We start from the raw sequence: 15,997 nt of genomic DNA, 5'->3' as shown, positions 1-15,997 counted from the left end.
GGATGAAATCCACCCCATTTATCACTGTCGAAGGTCCAATTGGCGTGGGAAAAACATCACTTGCAAAAGTTATCGCAGATCATTTTCAAATTTCATTATTGAAGGAAATCGTTGATGAAAATCCATTTCTCGGGAAATTCTACAACGATATTGATGAGTGGAGCTTTCAAACAGAAATGTTTTTCCTATGTAACCGTTATAAGCAATTGGAAGATATCGAAAAGAATTATCTTACCAATGACCAAGCCGTGGTCGCTGATTACCATATATTCAAGAACTTGATATTTGCTGAACGAACTTTAAAAAATGAACAGTACAATAAATACCTTGAAATATTCAATATTTTAACACGGGATATGCCCAAACCTAATATGGTCATTTATTTAAACGCAAGTCTAGATACCCTTCTCTCCCGAATCGGTAAAAGAGGCCGTGAATTCGAAAAAAATATATCCTCCGTTTATTTAGAGCAGTTATCCGCGGATTATCGAACATTCATGGAAACGTTCGAGATACGGCACCCTGACATACCTGTTCTTACGTTCAACGGAGATGAACTGGATTTCGTAGGCAACCAGGATGATTTGAAAACGATAATCAACCAAATAGAGAATGCCCTGCAAAAAGGAGTAAAGTCAAATGAACTTACGAAAGAAATATAATATTCCAAACAACGCCGTCATTACGATAGCAGGGACGGTTGGAGTAGGAAAATCGACCATGACCAATGCATTAGCCGATGCCCTTCAATTCAGGACATCCTTTGAAAAGGTTGATACGAACCCCTACCTGGATAAGTTTTACGATGATTTTAATCGTTGGAGTTTCCACCTGCAAATCTATTTCCTCGCTGAACGTTTTAAAGAGCAAAAAAAAATCTTTGAATATGGCGGCGGTTTTATCCAAGACCGTTCCATTTATGAAGACACTGGAATATTTGCAAAAATGCATTATGAAAAAGGTACGATGAACGATGTCGACTACGAAACATACACAAGCCTTTTCAACGCGATGGTTATGACGCCATACTTCCCGCACCCTGATTTACTTATCTATCTCGAAGGTTCACTGGATGATATCCTCGACCGGATCCAAGAGCGTGGCCGTCCAATGGAACAGCATACCCCAATTGAATATTGGCAGGAGATGCATGGCCGTTACGAAGAATGGATCGATCAATTTAACGCCTGTCCTGTCCTTCGATTAAATATAAACGAATATGACCTAATGCAGGATGAAGCAAGTATCGAACCTCTTATAAAACGGATTGCCGAATATATGGAGCAAACCAAGTTGTTACGAAATATGTAAAACAGAAAAACCACCGATTATCCGGTGGTTTTTTAATATATTAGAAAACAAAAATTCCGTTACATTTCTGTAACGGAATTCATCGATATCCAATTTATGCGCTGTGGTTATTAATAAGTTATGGAGGAGGTAGAGGGATTCGAACCCCCGCGGGATTTGACTCCCCTGTCGGTTTTCAAGACCGATCCCTTCAGCCGAACTTGGGTATACCTCCGTATCAACATTTATTATAATACATTGATTTAAAATTAAAGTCAAGCAGTCTACAAAGTTTTTTTAAAATAATTTTCAAACTTAGATAAAAAGGAGAATCAGCCTCTTATATTAAGAAGCTGATTCCTTTAACTTACGGTTTAATGACTTCCGCACCGCGCATATATGAACGTAACACTTCAGGAATGATGACACTGCCATCTTCCTGCTGATAATTTTCCAAAAGCGCGGCGACTGTGCGGCCGATTGCCAAACCTGATCCATTTAGAGTATGGACATGTTCCGGTTTACCTTTTGCATCACGTCGGAAGCGGATATTGGCACGTCTAGCCTGGAATGCTTCAAAGTTACTGCAAGAAGAAATTTCGCGATAAGTTCCATAACTCGGGATCCAAACCTCGATATCATACTTTTTAGCAGCAGTGAAACCAAGATCTCCCGTACACATGCTTAGTACTCGATATGGAAGACCTAGCAATTGAAGGACCTTTTCGGCATGACCTGTAAGATTTTCCAATTCCGTATAAGAATCTTCCGGCTTCACGAACTTCACTAACTCAACTTTATTGAACTGGTGCTGACGAATTAAGCCGCGGGTATCACGACCAGCAGATCCTGCCTCTGAACGGAATGAAGCACTGTATGCCGCATAGCTTATTGGCAGATCGTCCATGCCCATGATTTCATCACGATGGAAATTTGTCACCGGGACTTCAGCTGTAGGAATCAAGAAGTAATCTTCACTTTCAATACGGAAGGCATCTTCCTCGAATTTTGGCAATTGACCTGTGCCAGTCATGCTTGCACGGTTCACCATATATGGAGGCAGCATTTCTTCATATCCATGTTCTTCAACATGAAGGTCTAACATAAAGCTAATTAAAGCACGCTCTAATCGAGCACCAAGACCCCTATAAAATACAAATCGACTTCCGGTCACTTTTGCTGCCCGTTCAAAATCCAGGATACCTAGATCTCCAGCAACATCCCAGTGTGGTTTCGGTTCAAACTTGAATTCCGGCAATTCTCCCCATTTACGGATTTCAACATTATCGTCTTCCGTTTCACCCACTGGCACACTTTCATGCGGAATATTAGGAATGGAAAGAAGTAATGTTCCTAACTGGGCTTCCACTTCACGAAGCTCATCATCGAATCCTTTGATTCGATCGCCAACTTCACGCATTTCAGCAATCAACTGATCAGCATCTTTTTTCTCCCGTTTCAATACGGCCACTTGATTTGAAACTTCATTTCTTTTACTTTTCAATTTTTCCGTATCAGCAATCAAAGCCCGACGCTTTACATCCAATTCCTCAAATTTACCTAAATCGGTTAAATCTTCACCTCTAAATTGCAGTACACGTTTCACTTCTTCAAAATTATTTCTTACATATTTCAAATCCAACATACTCAGTTCCTCCTTAATATTTTGATGATCTATCAAAGAACGCAAAAAACTCCCGTCCCCTGAAGAAGGGACGAGAGTTAACCCGCGTTGCCACCCTAGTTGAAGGCATATGAAAAATGCCTACCACTTATCACGATAACGGCTTTTAACCGAAAGCATTTACTGACCCAAAAGGCTTTCCATACTCTGCTCCAGGAGGGATTCACAAAACTCTCACACCGATTTTCACCAGCCATCGGCTCTCTATAGAAAGAAATACTTGTTACTATATCCTGTCATTGCTTTCTTATATATCAGATTGTTTTCCATAATGTACTATAATTTTGTACATTACGCAACCGTTTTATACACGAAACTTAAAACCAGCCTTTAACAGTAGAAGCTACACTGCTCCATACATCACCAAAGAATCCGCCAACCGCTCGCATTGATAACACGAACCAGTTTGCCTTTTCAACAGATTCAGCAGCTACGACGTTAACCTTCACTGGATCACCGTTAATGTACCCGTAATCTTCGCCGTTTTTAGGAGTGACTGTAATGTAACCAAGCTTTTCACCTTTTTTGATTGGTGCAGTCAACTTACCATCATCATTCAATTTGTTTTTATCGATCACTAAGTCTGTTTTATAGTTATCTTTCTCGCCATTTTCAACAAGCAGCTCGATCGCTTTTTCAGATTGAATCTTAACGTTTTTTTCCTTACCTTTTACTACCGAAAGAGTTTCTTTCCCTTTCACCTGGTAATTGGCTGGAAGGATTTTTTCTTTTTTAAAGGTTGCATAAGCATAGTTCATCAGCTTAGTGCTATCTGCAAAACGTTCATTTTTATTAGTGGACTTCATAACCACCGTAATATAGCGCTGACCATCTTGGATAACCGTCCCTGTATGACCATAACCGGCAAAGTCGGTAGATCCAGTTTTCAGTCCATCTACGCCTTTATATTCAAATATCAGGCCAGGCAACATCCAGTTGAAGTTCGGATATTCTTTTCCATCACGGAACTTCAATTTAGAAATACTTGCGATTTTTAACACTTCCGGATAATCGTTTATTAGACGATAAGCAAGAAGAGCAGTATCTTTTGCTGTCATGATATTTTCTTCATCTTCTTTACCGGCAGGATACTGCCCTAATAGATCGGTGTTATTCAAACCGCTGGCATTAACGAATTTATGGTTTTTCAAGCCTAATTGTTTTGCTTTTTCGTTCATTAATTTAACGAAACTCTTTTCACTTCCGGAAACCAACTGTGCTAAAGCAACTGTTGCAGCATTTCCAGAATAGACGGCCATAGCTTGATATAGTTCCTTAACTGTATAATCTTCACCTTCTGTTAACCCAACATTCGACAAATTCGGTGCTTTTGAAAGATCATGTACGTATTTATTTATTTTAACTTTTTGATCCCAACTGATTTTCCCATTTTCAATTGACTCCATTATGATGTACTCAGTCATCATTTTTGACATGGATGCAATCCCTAATACTTTATCGGCATTTTTTTCATAAACGATTTGTCCTGTTTCGCCATCAATGATGATGGCTGCTTCTGCTTTTAAATCTAAATTATCAGATTCAGCAACAGCTTCCCCCGGTTGATAGGCAAATTGCGACATAACAAGAACAAAAACAAAAGTGAAAATGAGGGTCATCTTGCTGATTTTTTTCAATTTCCAATACCTCCAACTTTTAAGCTAATCTCTATAACAAAGAAGAAACTTTATGTAATTCCCTTGACACCTTGTCTAGTTTATCACAGAAAAAATAAAAAAAATAGACAGAGTAATCGTAGACTCTGTCTATTTTAACAATAAATTTTAATGACGATTATATGTTAAATTCATTACATTGAGTAGTTAGGTGCTTCTTTAGTAATTTGGACATCATGAGGATGGCTCTCCCTTAATCCGGCACCAGTCATTTTGACAAATTGAGAGTTTTCTCTTAACTCTTCCAATGTGGCTGTACCGCAATATCCCATACCTGAACGAATGCCGCCGATCAGTTGGAAAATGGTATCTGAAAGAGGTCCTTTGTATGGAAGGCGCCCTTCGATGCCTTCCGGTACGAATTTCTTGTTATCTTCTTGGAAGTAACGATCCTTAGATCCCTTTTCCATTGCAGCAACAGAACCCATACCCCGATAAACTTTAAAACGGCGACCTTGGAAAATTTCCGTTTCACCTGGGCTTTCAGTTACACCCGCAAGCATACTGCCTAGCATTACTGCATGTCCACCTGCAGCGAGGGCTTTAACGATGTCACCAGAGTATTTGATTCCGCCATCAGCGATAATCGTTTTACCATATTTTCTTGCTTCTGTCGCACAATCGAAGACTGCCGTGATTTGAGGAACACCTACACCAGCTACAACCCTTGTCGTACAGATCGATCCTGGACCGATTCCCACTTTCACTACATCAGCTCCGGCTTCAATCAACGCTTTCGTTCCTTCAGCTGTTGCCACATTACCAGCAATGATCGTCAATTCAGGATATGCCTTGCGGATTTCCTTCACCATTTCAAGGACGCCTTCTGAATGACCGTGAGCAGTATCAAGTACAATTGCATCGACTTGAGACTTAACAAGCATTTCTACACGTTTCATTGTATCTTTTGTCACACCGACAGCAGCACCTGCAAGTAATCTTCCTTGCTTATCTTTCGCCGAGTTCGGGAACTCGATGACTTTTTCAATATCCTTGATCGTAATGAGTCCTTTAAGAACACCATTATCGTCTACAAGAGGAAGCTTTTCAATTTTGTATTTTTGAAGAATCTTTTCTGCTTGTTCCAAGTTAGTTCCCACTGGCGCTGTAACTAGATTCTCAACAGTCATGACACTGGAAATCTTCAAGGAAAAATCGGAAATAAATCGCAAATCACGGTTTGTAATGATACCCACAAGTTTTTGATCCTCTATATTGTTGACTACAGGCACACCCGAAATGCGATATTTGCCCATTAGATGCTCTGCATCAAATACTTGATGATCTGGCGTTAAGAAAAACGGATCGGTAATAACACCGCTTTCTGAACGTTTTACTTTATCCACCAGTTCAGCTTGTGCTTCAATAGACATATTTTTATGAATGATACCTAATCCACCTTGACGAGCCATGGCAATTGCCATTTCAGCTTCTGTCACGGTATCCATTCCTGCGCTGATGATAGGAAGGTTGAGCTTTAAATTTTCAGACAAGCTGACTTGAAGGTTAACATCTTTCGGCAAAACCTCTGATTTCGCTGGAATTAATAGGACATCATCAAAGGTTAAACCTTCTTTTGCAAATTTATTTTCCCACATTATTTTCCCCTCCTGCTTAAAAATATTATTTGTAGGTTATCAATAGGACATACTACTGTCAAGAAGGGAAATAAATGTTTGATTATTCTATCAATTCGAAGGAGAGGCTGCAATGCCTGAAAACAATGATAATTTCGATAAATATACACCTTTTTTTTCCGCATCTGCCTCACAACTTTTTTTACAAAAATGTTACACGCATGAAAAAATTGCAGAAGCGGAAATAAAAAGTTACGAAAATTGTTATCCATTTATATACCATCTTGAACATGCTAAAACTTATTATAATCAGGCTGCCATCGCTCCACTTTCCATACAACCAATCCTAACATTTTATGGATTCGCCCAATTGTTGAAGGCCTGTCTGCTCACGATTGATCCCAACTATCCGGAATCAACATCGTTACTTGCCCATGGGGTAACTACGAGAAAAAGGAAAAAACAACAATACGAATTTTTAAAGGACGAAGTGAAAACGCAAAAGAATGGACTTTTCACCTGCATTGCCGAGAAGTTATTCCATATCAAGCATCTGGAGGGCGAAAAATTTTCCATGGGTACGTTATTGAAGGAAATACCAGATATGCAAAATTTTACATTGTCTATTTCCAAGAAAAATTTCGTCGCCCTGTTACCCTCTTCAAACGGCTTTCAATTACCCTCATCAGTATTGGATAGCTATCAAATGTCCAGCAGTCGATTGGAAGAATTTTTAAAATCCAAAACGAATCAAGTTTACAGTATTTCAGAATCTCCTGGGACACTGCATTTAATAACAGATAACGTTCCTATTCATAATGCTACCTCTCCAATACGGTATAATTTGGCAGAAGGACAGTTCATGCTATCACTCAATAAAGATTCGTCGGCTTTTTCATTACCTGAACTTTTAATACATTATTTGATTTCTTATAACCTTAGTATAATAGCCCGTTATGAAACAGAATGGTGGGCAGAGCTGATGAAAACTATGCCTAATGATGATTACCCTTGCATTGTGCAATTCCTTAAAATAAGCCAAGCTAAGGTGCCATTCTTAATATTTGAATGGATTAAGACAGAAAGGTTAAACTTTTCATCCTTTTAACTATCAATGTTGAAATGATCTATCCCGAAACGACGAAAAAAGACCAGCCAGATGGCTGATCTTAGAAATGGCTTGGCGGCGTCCTACTCTCACAGGGGGAAACCCCCAACTACCATCGGCGCTGAAGAGCTTAACTGCCGTGTTCGGAATGGGAACGGGTGTGACCTCTTCGCTATCGTCACCAAACATATCAGGAACGTTGTTCCTTCAAAACTAGATAATAAGAAGGTATTTCATTTTTTAAAAAGCGTTGGTTAAGTCCTCGATCTATTAGTATCAGTCAGCTCCACATGTCGCCACGCTTCCACCTCTGACCTATCAACCTGATCATCTTTCAGGGATCTTACTAGCTTGCGCCATGGGAAATCTCATCTTGAGGGGGGCTTCATGCTTAGATGCTTTCAGCACTTATCCCGTCCGCACGTAGCTACCCAGCTATGCCTTTGGCAAGACAACTGGTACACCAGCGGTGCGTCCATCCCGGTCCTCTCGTACTAAGGACAGCTCCTCTCAAATTTCCTGCGCCCGCGACGGATAGGGACCGAACTGTCTCACGACGTTCTGAACCCAGCTCGCGTACCGCTTTAATGGGCGAACAGCCCAACCCTTGGGACCGACTACAGCCCCAGGATGCGATGAGCCGACATCGAGGTGCCAAACCTCCCCGTCGATGTGGACTCTTGGGGGAGATAAGCCTGTTATCCCCGGGGTAGCTTTTATCCGTTGAGCGATGGCCCTTCCATGCGGAACCACCGGATCACTAAGCCCGACTTTCGTCCCTGCTCGACTTGTAGGTCTCGCAGTCAAGCTCCCTTGTGCCTTTACACTCTACGAATGATTTCCAACCATTCTGAGGGAACCTTTGGGCGCCTCCGTTACTCTTTAGGAGGCGACCGCCCCAGTCAAACTGCCCACCTGACACTGTCTCCCACCCCGATAAGGGGCGCGGGTTAGAATTTCAATACAGCCAGGGTAGTATCCCACCAACGCCTCCACCGAAGCTAGCGCTCCGGCTTCTCAGGCTCCTACCTATCCTGTACAAGCTGTACCAAAATTCAATATCAGGCTGCAGTAAAGCTCCACGGGGTCTTTCCGTCCTGTCGCGGGTAACCTGCATCTTCACAGGTACTATAATTTCACCGAGTCTCTCGTTGAGACAGTGCCCAGATCGTTACACCTTTCGTGCGGGTCGGAACTTACCCGACAAGGAATTTCGCTACCTTAGGACCGTTATAGTTACGGCCGCCGTTTACTGGGGCTTCGGTTCAAAGCTTCGCTTGCGCTAACCTCTCCCCTTAACCTTCCAGCACCGGGCAGGTGTCAGCCCCTATACTTCGCCTTGCGGCTTCGCAGAGACCTGTGTTTTTGCTAAACAGTCGCCTGGGCCTATTCACTGCGGCTTTTCCGGGCTATTCACCCTAAAAAGCACCCCTTCTCCCGAAGTTACGGGGTCATTTTGCCGAGTTCCTTAACGAGAGTTCTCTCGCACACCTTAGGATTCTCTCCTCGCCTACCTGTGTCGGTTTGCGGTACGGGCACCTTACATCTCACTAGAGGCTTTTCTTGGCAGCGTGGAATCAGGAACTTCGGTACTATATTTCCCTCGCCATCACAGCTCCGCCTTAATGGAAACGGGATTTGCCTCGTTTCCGGCCTAACTGCTTGGACGCGCATATCCAACAGCGCGCTTACCCTATCCTTCTGCGTCCCCCCATCGTTCAAACGATGTATAGGTGGTACAGGAATATCAACCTGTTGTCCATCGCCTACGCCTTTCGGCCTCGGCTTAGGTCCCGACTAACCCTGAGCGGACGAGCCTTCCTCAGGAAACCTTAGGCATTCGGTGGAAGGGATTCTCACCCTTCTTTCGCTACTCATACCGGCATTCTCACTTCTAAGCGCTCCACCAGTCCTTCCGGTCTGACTTCAACGCCCTTAGAACGCTCTCCTACCATCGACACCTAATGGTGTCAATCCACAGCTTCGGTGATACGTTTAGCCCCGGTACATTTTCGGCGCGGAGTCACTCGACCAGTGAGCTATTACGCACTCTTTAAATGGTGGCTGCTTCTGAGCCAACATCCTGGTTGTCTAAGCAACTCCACATCCTTTTCCACTTAACGTATACTTTGGGACCTTAGCTGGTGGTCTGGGCTGTTTCCCTTTCGACTACGGATCTTATCACTCGCAGTCTGACTCCCAAGAATAAGTATTTGGCATTCGGAGTTTGACTGAATTCGGTAACCCGTTGGGGGCCCCTAGTCCAATCAGTGCTCTACCTCCAATACTCTCATCTTGAGGCTAGCCCTAAAGCTATTTCGGAGAGAACCAGCTATCTCCAGGTTCGATTGGAATTTCTCCGCTACCCACACCTCATCCCCGCACTTTTCAACGTGCGTGGGTTCGGGCCTCCATTCAGTGTTACCTGAACTTCACCCTGGACATGGGTAGATCACCTGGTTTCGGGTCTACGACCTCATACTCATTCGCCCTATTCAGACTCGCTTTCGCTGCGGCTCCGTCTTATCAACTTAACCTCGCATGAAATCGTAACTCGCCGGTTCATTCTACAAAAGGCACGCCATTACCCATTAACGGGCTTTGACTACTTGTAGGCACACGGTTTCAGGATCTATTTCACTCCCCTTCCGGGGTGCTTTTCACCTTTCCCTCACGGTACTGGTTCACTATCGGTCACTAGGGAGTATTTAGCCTTGGGAGATGGTCCTCCCTGCTTCCGACGGGATTTCTCGTGTCCCGCCGTACTCAGGATCCACTCAGGAGGGAACGAAGTTTCAACTACAGGGTTTTTACCTTCTTTGACGGACCTTTCCAGGTCACTTCATTTACCCCGTTCCTTTGTAACTCCATGTTGAGTGTCCTACAACCCCAAGAGGCAAGCCTCTTGGTTTGGGCTAATTCCGTTTCGCTCGCCGCTACTCAGGAAATCGCATTTGCTTTCTCTTCCTCCGGGTACTTAGATGTTTCAGTTCCCCGGGTCTGCCTTCAGTACCCTATGTATTCAGGTAAAGATACTGTTCCATTACGAACAGTGGGTTTCCCCATTCGGAAATCTCCGGATCAAAGCTTACTTACAGCTCCCCGAAGCATATCGGTGTTAGTCCCGTCCTTCATCGGCTCCTAGTGCCAAGGCATCCACCGTGCGCCCTTTCTAACTTAACCGTTAAAAAGATCTTACAGATGCTTTGAAAAAAATTAATTGCCTTCTATCTATTATCTAGTTTTCAAGGAACAAGTTGTCCCAATCACAACGTGATTGATTCATTGGTGGAGCCTAGCGGGATCGAACCGCTGACCTCCTGCGTGCAAGGCAGGCGCTCTCCCAGCTGAGCTAAGGCCCCGTTTTGGGAAATGGAATGGTGGGCCTAAATGGACTCGAACCATCGACCTCACGCTTATCAGGCGTGCGCTCTAACCAGCTGAGCTATAGGCCCATTCACATAAATAATAAGCTTCTGCTTCCCAAGCTTATCGCGGGATTACTATTAAATTGAATGAATCACTCATTCAAAACTGAACAAAACAAAAGCGCTCTCGTAATTATCCTTAGAAAGGAGGTGATCCAGCCGCACCTTCCGATACGGCTACCTTGTTACGACTTCACCCCAATCATCTGTCCCACCTTAGGCGGCTGGCTCCATAAAGGTTACCTCACCGACTTCGGGTGTTACAAACTCTCGTGGTGTGACGGGCGGTGTGTACAAGGCCCGGGAACGTATTCACCGCGGCATGCTGATCCGCGATTACTAGCGATTCCGGCTTCATGTAGGCGAGTTGCAGCCTACAATCCGAACTGAGAATGGCTTTATGGGATTCGCTTACCTTCGCAGGTTTGCAGCCCTTTGTACCATCCATTGTAGCACGTGTGTAGCCCAGGTCATAAGGGGCATGATGATTTGACGTCATCCCCACCTTCCTCCGGTTTGTCACCGGCAGTCACCTTAGAGTGCCCAACTGAATGCTGGCAACTAAGATCAAGGGTTGCGCTCGTTGCGGGACTTAACCCAACATCTCACGACACGAGCTGACGACAACCATGCACCACCTGTCACTCTGTCCCCCGAAGGGGAAAGCCCTATCTCTAGGGTTGTCAGAGGATGTCAAGACCTGGTAAGGTTCTTCGCGTTGCTTCGAATTAAACCACATGCTCCACCGCTTGTGCGGGCCCCCGTCAATTCCTTTGAGTTTCAGCCTTGCGGCCGTACTCCCCAGGCGGAGTGCTTAATGCGTTAGCTGCAGCACTAAAGGGCGGAAACCCTCTAACACTTAGCACTCATCGTTTACGGCGTGGACTACCAGGGTATCTAATCCTGTTTGCTCCCCACGCTTTCGCGCCTCAGTGTCAGTTACAGACCAGAAAGTCGCCTTCGCCACTGGTGTTCCTCCAAATCTCTACGCATTTCACCGCTACACTTGGAATTCCACTTTCCTCTTCTGCACTCAAGTTCCCCAGTTTCCAATGACCCTCCACGGTTGAGCCGTGGGCTTTCACATCAGACTTAAAGAACCACCTGCGCGCGCTTTACGCCCAATAATTCCGGACAACGCTTGCCACCTACGTATTACCGCGGCTGCTGGCACGTAGTTAGCCGTGGCTTTCTGGTTAGGTACCGTCAAGGTACCAGCAGTTACTCTGGTACTTGTTCTTCCCTAACAACAGAACTTTACGACCCGAAGGCCTTCTTCGTTCACGCGGCGTTGCTCCGTCAGACTTTCGTCCATTGCGGAAGATTCCCTACTGCTGCCTCCCGTAGGAGTCTGGGCCGTGTCTCAGTCCCAGTGTGGCCGATCACCCTCTCAGGTCGGCTACGCATCGTCGCCTTGGTGAGCCATTACCTCACCAACTAGCTAATGCGCCGCGGGCCCATCTATAAGTGACAGCCGAAACCGTCTTTCCATCTTCTCTCATGCGAGAAAAGAACGTATCCGGTATTAGCTCCGGTTTCCCGAAGTTATCCCAGTCTTATAGGCAGGTTGCCCACGTGTTACTCACCCGTCCGCCGCTAATCTCAGGGAGCAAGCTCCCATCGATTCGCTCGACTTGCATGTATTAGGCACGCCGCCAGCGTTCGTCCTGAGCCAGGATCAAACTCTCCGAAGAAATGTTTGACTTGCTCATTTGCTTTTTTGATAGTGTGTGCTCACTTAAAATTTAACGTTGGCGCTTTGTTTTGTTCAGTTTTCAAAGAGCAATTTGTATCGTTCGTTTAGAAACGACTTTAATAATATATCAACTATATTATTTTTTGTCAACAACTTTATTCTTTCGCTGTCGACTTAGTTATTATATCTAGTATCAGAAATAAAAGCAAGAGTTATTTTAAAATAAATAAAATACATGAATCCATAGATAACAATGAATTTGGTTGTCCACCTAATAGCAAGAAAAAGCTTATCTTTTTAGGAGTAAACTTTTTCTTTAGCATTATAGTATTTCTTCTATATATCATTCACGATTAAACCCTAAATTGATTATTTGATCACTATCTTTCACCTTGATGATCGGTCTTGTTTGCGAGCTGGCATCAATAAAAATGATTTCAGCGATGAATCCAAGTTCAGTTTGACCTTGTTTCCCATGGAAAAGTTAGCGAATCCTGTTGCCATCCCGCAGTCTGCCAAACACCCGCCAATTGTGGCCTGTTAGACATCCGCCCTATTGCATTTCATTTAATAGCAATATATCCCCCCTATCAATCCAATTGAAATGGCATGATGGTATACATAGTCTTCTGCAATAGTGGTGCAGCATCAAAATGTTTCCTGGTTCCTCTAAAGCTTTGTCCATTAAAGGAACCAGGATTAAACAAATCATGGCCACATCGACTTTACTGCCTGCTTGCCAATTTTTAAATTCTCGTTTATATGTTTGTACTAACTCAAGATACAAATCCATATTTATTAGCATTACAATCTTTAATATACTTGAAATCATAAGAATTTTTACCCACACCCAAACACTGTAGTATATTTTTTGTAAAATCATCTAATACCAAAAAAAGACCCAGCATAATTGCCTGGGTCTTTTTTTATGGAAGAATTATTCTTCCGTATCTTTTTCAGTTACTTCATTTTCTTCGATTACAGTAGGTTCCGAATCAGAATCAGAATCAGAATCGGTATCTATTGTTGGACCCTGTTCTGTATCCATCTCTATTTCTTCTTCTTCTTCTCTTCCAACGATGGCTACCGTAGAAACATATTCATTATCTGCGGATTCGAGTCGGATGAGCTTAACACCCTGTGTGTTACGGCCCGTTTTAGAAATGCCTTCGACTTCCATTCGGATCAATACACCAGCTGCTGTAATCAGCATCAAATCCTCATCTACACCCGTTACTGTTTTCACAGCTATAAGTTCACCATTTTTCTCAGTGACATTACATGTTTTTATCCCTTTGCCTCCACGGCTTTGAATACGGTACTCTTCCGCAGAGGTCCGTTTTCCATAGCCGTTTTTCGTAACGATAAGGACTTCTTCATCATCTTCAAGAATTTCCATGCCGACCACTTCATCATTGGCCCTTAAGGAAATCCCTTTCACTCCCGCTGCAGTACGTCCCATTGTCCGTACATCCGTCTCAGGGAAACGAATCATCATCCCGGCTTTCGTTCCAATTATGATTTGCTTCTCTCCATTCGTAAGACGGACAGAAATCAATTCATCATCTTCACGTAAACCTAGGGCAATTAAACCGTTATTACGGATATTTGCAAACGAAGACAAAGGTGTACGCTTCGATATCCCATGTCTGGTCGTGAAGAATAAATACCAATCGTCAGCAAATTCCTTCACAGGTATGATTGCATTGACCCACTCACCTTTATCGACTTCCAACAAGTTGATAAGCGGCAACCCTTTTGCCGTCCTACCATATTCAGGTATTTCATATCCTTTGGAACGATAGACCTTACCTTTGTTAGTGAAGAATAATAGAGTGTCATGAGTCGAAGTGGTTAACAAGTGACCGACAAAGTCATCTGTATTCGTTCCCATACCCTGTATCCCGCGCCCTCCGCGTTTTTGACTGCGGTACGTGGTTGCAGGCAAGCGTTTAATATAACCGTTATGCGTCAGTGTCACGATTATATTTTCCTCTGGAATTAAATCCTCATCTTCAAGGCTTTCAAAGCCGGCCAATGTGATTTCAGTTCTCCGTTTATCATCAAAACGTTCTTTAATTTCAAGAAGCTCTTCACGAATAATTTCAAGAACCTTTTCCTCATCAGCAAGAATGGCTTTATATTCTGCAATTATAGCCATTAAAGCCTGATACTCATCTTCTATTTTTTCACGTTCCAGACCTGTCAAACGTTGTAAACGCATATCCAGGATAGCTTGCGCCTGTTTCTCGGAAAGCGAAAATTGTGTCATTAAGCCTTCACGGGCAATTTCCGTCGTTTGGGAACCACGGATTAATGAAATGACCGCATCCAAATTATCAAGTGCAATGCGCAAACCTTCCAAAATATGAGCACGGGCTTCCGCTTTCCGTAATTCAAATTCAGTCCTGCGCCGTATGACTACCTGCTGATGCTCTAAGTAATAGTGTAGGCATTGTTTTAAATTCAGCACTTTAGGCTGACCGTCCACCAAAGCAAGTAGATTGATTCCGAAGGTTGTCTGCATTGCAGTATGCTTATACAGGTTGTTTAAAAGGACATTTGCATTAACATCCTTGCGAAGTTCCATTACGATACGCATGCCATTACGATCCGATTCATCCCGTAAATCGGTAATGCCTTCGATTTTCTTATCTCGAGCAAGTTCTGCAATTTTTTCAATCAATCTTGCTTTATTCACTTGATAAGGGATTTCTTTAACAAGGATTACCTGTTTTCCATTGGGTTTTTCTTCAATCTCGACTCTCGCCCGTTGAATGATTGACCCTTTTCCAGTTTCATAGGCCTTCCTGATTCCGCTTCGTCCTAAAATTAAACCGGCTGTCGGGAAATCCGGACCAGGGATATATTCCATCAACTCTGGAATTGTAATTTCAGGATTCTTGCTTAAAGCCAATACGCCGTCAATTACCTCACCTAATTGATGGGGTGGAATATTGGTTGCCATCCCTACTGCTATACCTGATGAACCATTCACTAACAAGTTCGGGAAACGGGCTGGCATAACGGCTGGTTCTCTTTCTGAACCATCGTAGTTATCCTGGAAATTAACCGTATCTTTATTTAAATCGCGAAGTAACTCCATCGAGATCTTCGACATCCTTGCTTCTGTATACCTCATTGCGGCAGCTTGGTCTCCATCGACCGAACCGAAATTCCCGTGACCATCGACAAGCATATAACGATAGTTAAAAGGCTGCGCCATCCGTACCATCGTTTCATATACGGCAGAATCACCATGCGGGTGATATTTACCGATTACTTCCCCTACAATACGGGCTGATTTTTTAAATGGTTTATCCGAAGTCATTCCAAGATCATTCATTGCATAAAGAATTCTTCGGTGTACCGGTTTTAAACCGTCCCTTACATCAGGCAAAGCCCGAGACACAATTACGCTCATCGCGTAATCCAAAAATGATGTCCGCATCTCGGTACTTATATTTATTTCTTTTACACCTGATCTTTCATTTTCTGACATGGAGCCAACCTCCTATAAAAAGCTTATACTCTCATT

The 15,997-nt window shown here is 43.4% G+C and carries 7 protein-coding genes, 3 tRNA genes, 3 rRNA genes and 1 other annotated feature; of the genes, 3 read left to right on the top strand and 10 right to left on the bottom strand.

Annotated features, from left to right (window positions below; all coding sequences use genetic code 11):
* The first annotated feature begins 2 nt into the window (after positions 1–2).
* Together ACDZ29_RS10630 and ACDZ29_RS10625 are read left to right on the top strand one after the other, a co-directional pair.
* Positions 3–662, top strand: a complete 660-nt coding sequence (locus ACDZ29_RS10630) for a deoxynucleoside kinase (RefSeq protein ID WP_289323271.1) — start codon at positions 3–5, stop codon at positions 660–662.
* The gene (locus tag ACDZ29_RS10625; RefSeq protein ID WP_289314119.1) at positions 640–1,311 is read left to right on the top strand and encodes a deoxynucleoside kinase; all 672 of its coding nucleotides are present in this window, start codon (positions 640–642) and stop codon (positions 1,309–1,311) included. Before ACDZ29_RS10630 ends, ACDZ29_RS10625 begins: the two co-directional genes overlap by 23 nt.
* A 121-nt stretch (positions 1,312–1,432) precedes the next feature.
* Here the strand turns inward: ACDZ29_RS10625 and ACDZ29_RS10620 are convergent.
* The 4 genes from ACDZ29_RS10620 to guaB form a co-directional block, all read right to left on the bottom strand.
* Positions 1,433–1,525: transfer RNA gene (locus ACDZ29_RS10620), tRNA-Ser, on the bottom strand.
* Positions 1,526–1,657: 132 nt separating this feature from the next.
* On the bottom strand, positions 1,658–2,935 hold the full coding sequence (gene serS / locus ACDZ29_RS10615) for a serine--tRNA ligase (protein WP_289323269.1): 1,278 nt from the start codon (positions 2,933–2,935) through the stop codon (positions 1,658–1,660).
* A 63-nt stretch (positions 2,936–2,998) separates the two neighbouring features.
* Positions 2,999–3,223, bottom strand: a binding site (T-box leader).
* A 68-nt stretch (positions 3,224–3,291) separates the two neighbouring features.
* Positions 3,292–4,611, bottom strand: coding sequence for a D-alanyl-D-alanine carboxypeptidase family protein (locus ACDZ29_RS10610; protein WP_370016955.1), 1,320 nt, complete (start codon positions 4,609–4,611; stop codon positions 3,292–3,294).
* A 173-nt stretch (positions 4,612–4,784) separates the two neighbouring features.
* Entirely contained in the window at positions 4,785–6,248 is a 1,464-nt protein-coding gene (gene guaB / locus ACDZ29_RS10605) for an IMP dehydrogenase (protein WP_289314122.1), read from the bottom strand.
* A gap of 112 nt (positions 6,249–6,360) precedes the next feature.
* On the opposite strand from guaB, the gene ACDZ29_RS10600 reads away from it, so the two are divergent.
* Positions 6,361–7,335, top strand: a complete 975-nt coding sequence (locus ACDZ29_RS10600; protein WP_375090813.1) for a YaaC family protein — start codon at positions 6,361–6,363, stop codon at positions 7,333–7,335.
* A 70-nt stretch (positions 7,336–7,405) separates the two neighbouring features.
* On the opposite strand, the gene rrf is transcribed toward ACDZ29_RS10600, so the two are convergent.
* From rrf to gyrA, 6 genes are all read right to left on the bottom strand, one after another.
* Positions 7,406–7,521 (bottom strand): 5S ribosomal RNA (gene rrf, locus ACDZ29_RS10595).
* 64 nt (positions 7,522–7,585) lie between these two features.
* Positions 7,586–10,518 (bottom strand): 23S ribosomal RNA (locus tag ACDZ29_RS10590).
* Positions 10,519–10,621: 103 nt separating this feature from the next.
* A tRNA-Ala gene (locus ACDZ29_RS10585) sits at positions 10,622–10,697 on the bottom strand.
* Between the two features lie 16 nt (positions 10,698–10,713).
* A tRNA-Ile gene (locus ACDZ29_RS10580) sits at positions 10,714–10,790 on the bottom strand.
* Positions 10,791–10,906: 116 nt separating this feature from the next.
* Positions 10,907–12,457 (bottom strand): 16S ribosomal RNA (locus ACDZ29_RS10575).
* The 16S, 23S and 5S rRNA genes sit together here with 2 tRNA genes alongside, the layout of an rRNA operon.
* A gap of 939 nt (positions 12,458–13,396) precedes the next feature.
* Complete coding sequence (gyrA, locus tag ACDZ29_RS10570; RefSeq protein WP_375090812.1) at positions 13,397–15,961, bottom strand: DNA gyrase subunit A; 2,565 nt, start codon at positions 15,959–15,961, stop codon at positions 13,397–13,399.
* Positions 15,962–15,997 lie beyond the last annotated feature (36 nt).

Origin of the sequence: Peribacillus sp. RS7, from assembly GCF_041956845.1 — a bacterium.
Classification (GTDB): domain Bacteria; phylum Bacillota; class Bacilli; order Bacillales; family DSM-1321; genus Peribacillus.
The sequence above is the reverse complement of the archived record's forward strand: the minus strand, read 5'-3'. Positions and strand labels throughout refer to the sequence as shown.

What these genes read in the sequence shown, in the direction of transcription:
- gyrA (WP_375090812.1), bottom strand. Translation starts at nt 15,961, where the DNA reads ATGTCAGAAAATGAAAGATCAGGTGTAAAAGAAATAAATATAAGTACC.
- ACDZ29_RS10600 (WP_375090813.1), top strand. Translation starts at nt 6,361, where the DNA reads ATGCCTGAAAACAATGATAATTTCGATAAATATACACCTTTTTTTTCC.
- ACDZ29_RS10630 (WP_289323271.1), top strand. Translation starts at nt 3, where the DNA reads ATGAAATCCACCCCATTTATCACTGTCGAAGGTCCAATTGGCGTGGGA.
- ACDZ29_RS10625 (WP_289314119.1), top strand. Translation starts at nt 640, where the DNA reads ATGAACTTACGAAAGAAATATAATATTCCAAACAACGCCGTCATTACG.
- guaB (WP_289314122.1), bottom strand. Translation starts at nt 6,248, where the DNA reads ATGTGGGAAAATAAATTTGCAAAAGAAGGTTTAACCTTTGATGATGTC.
- serS (WP_289323269.1), bottom strand. Translation starts at nt 2,935, where the DNA reads ATGTTGGATTTGAAATATGTAAGAAATAATTTTGAAGAAGTGAAACGT.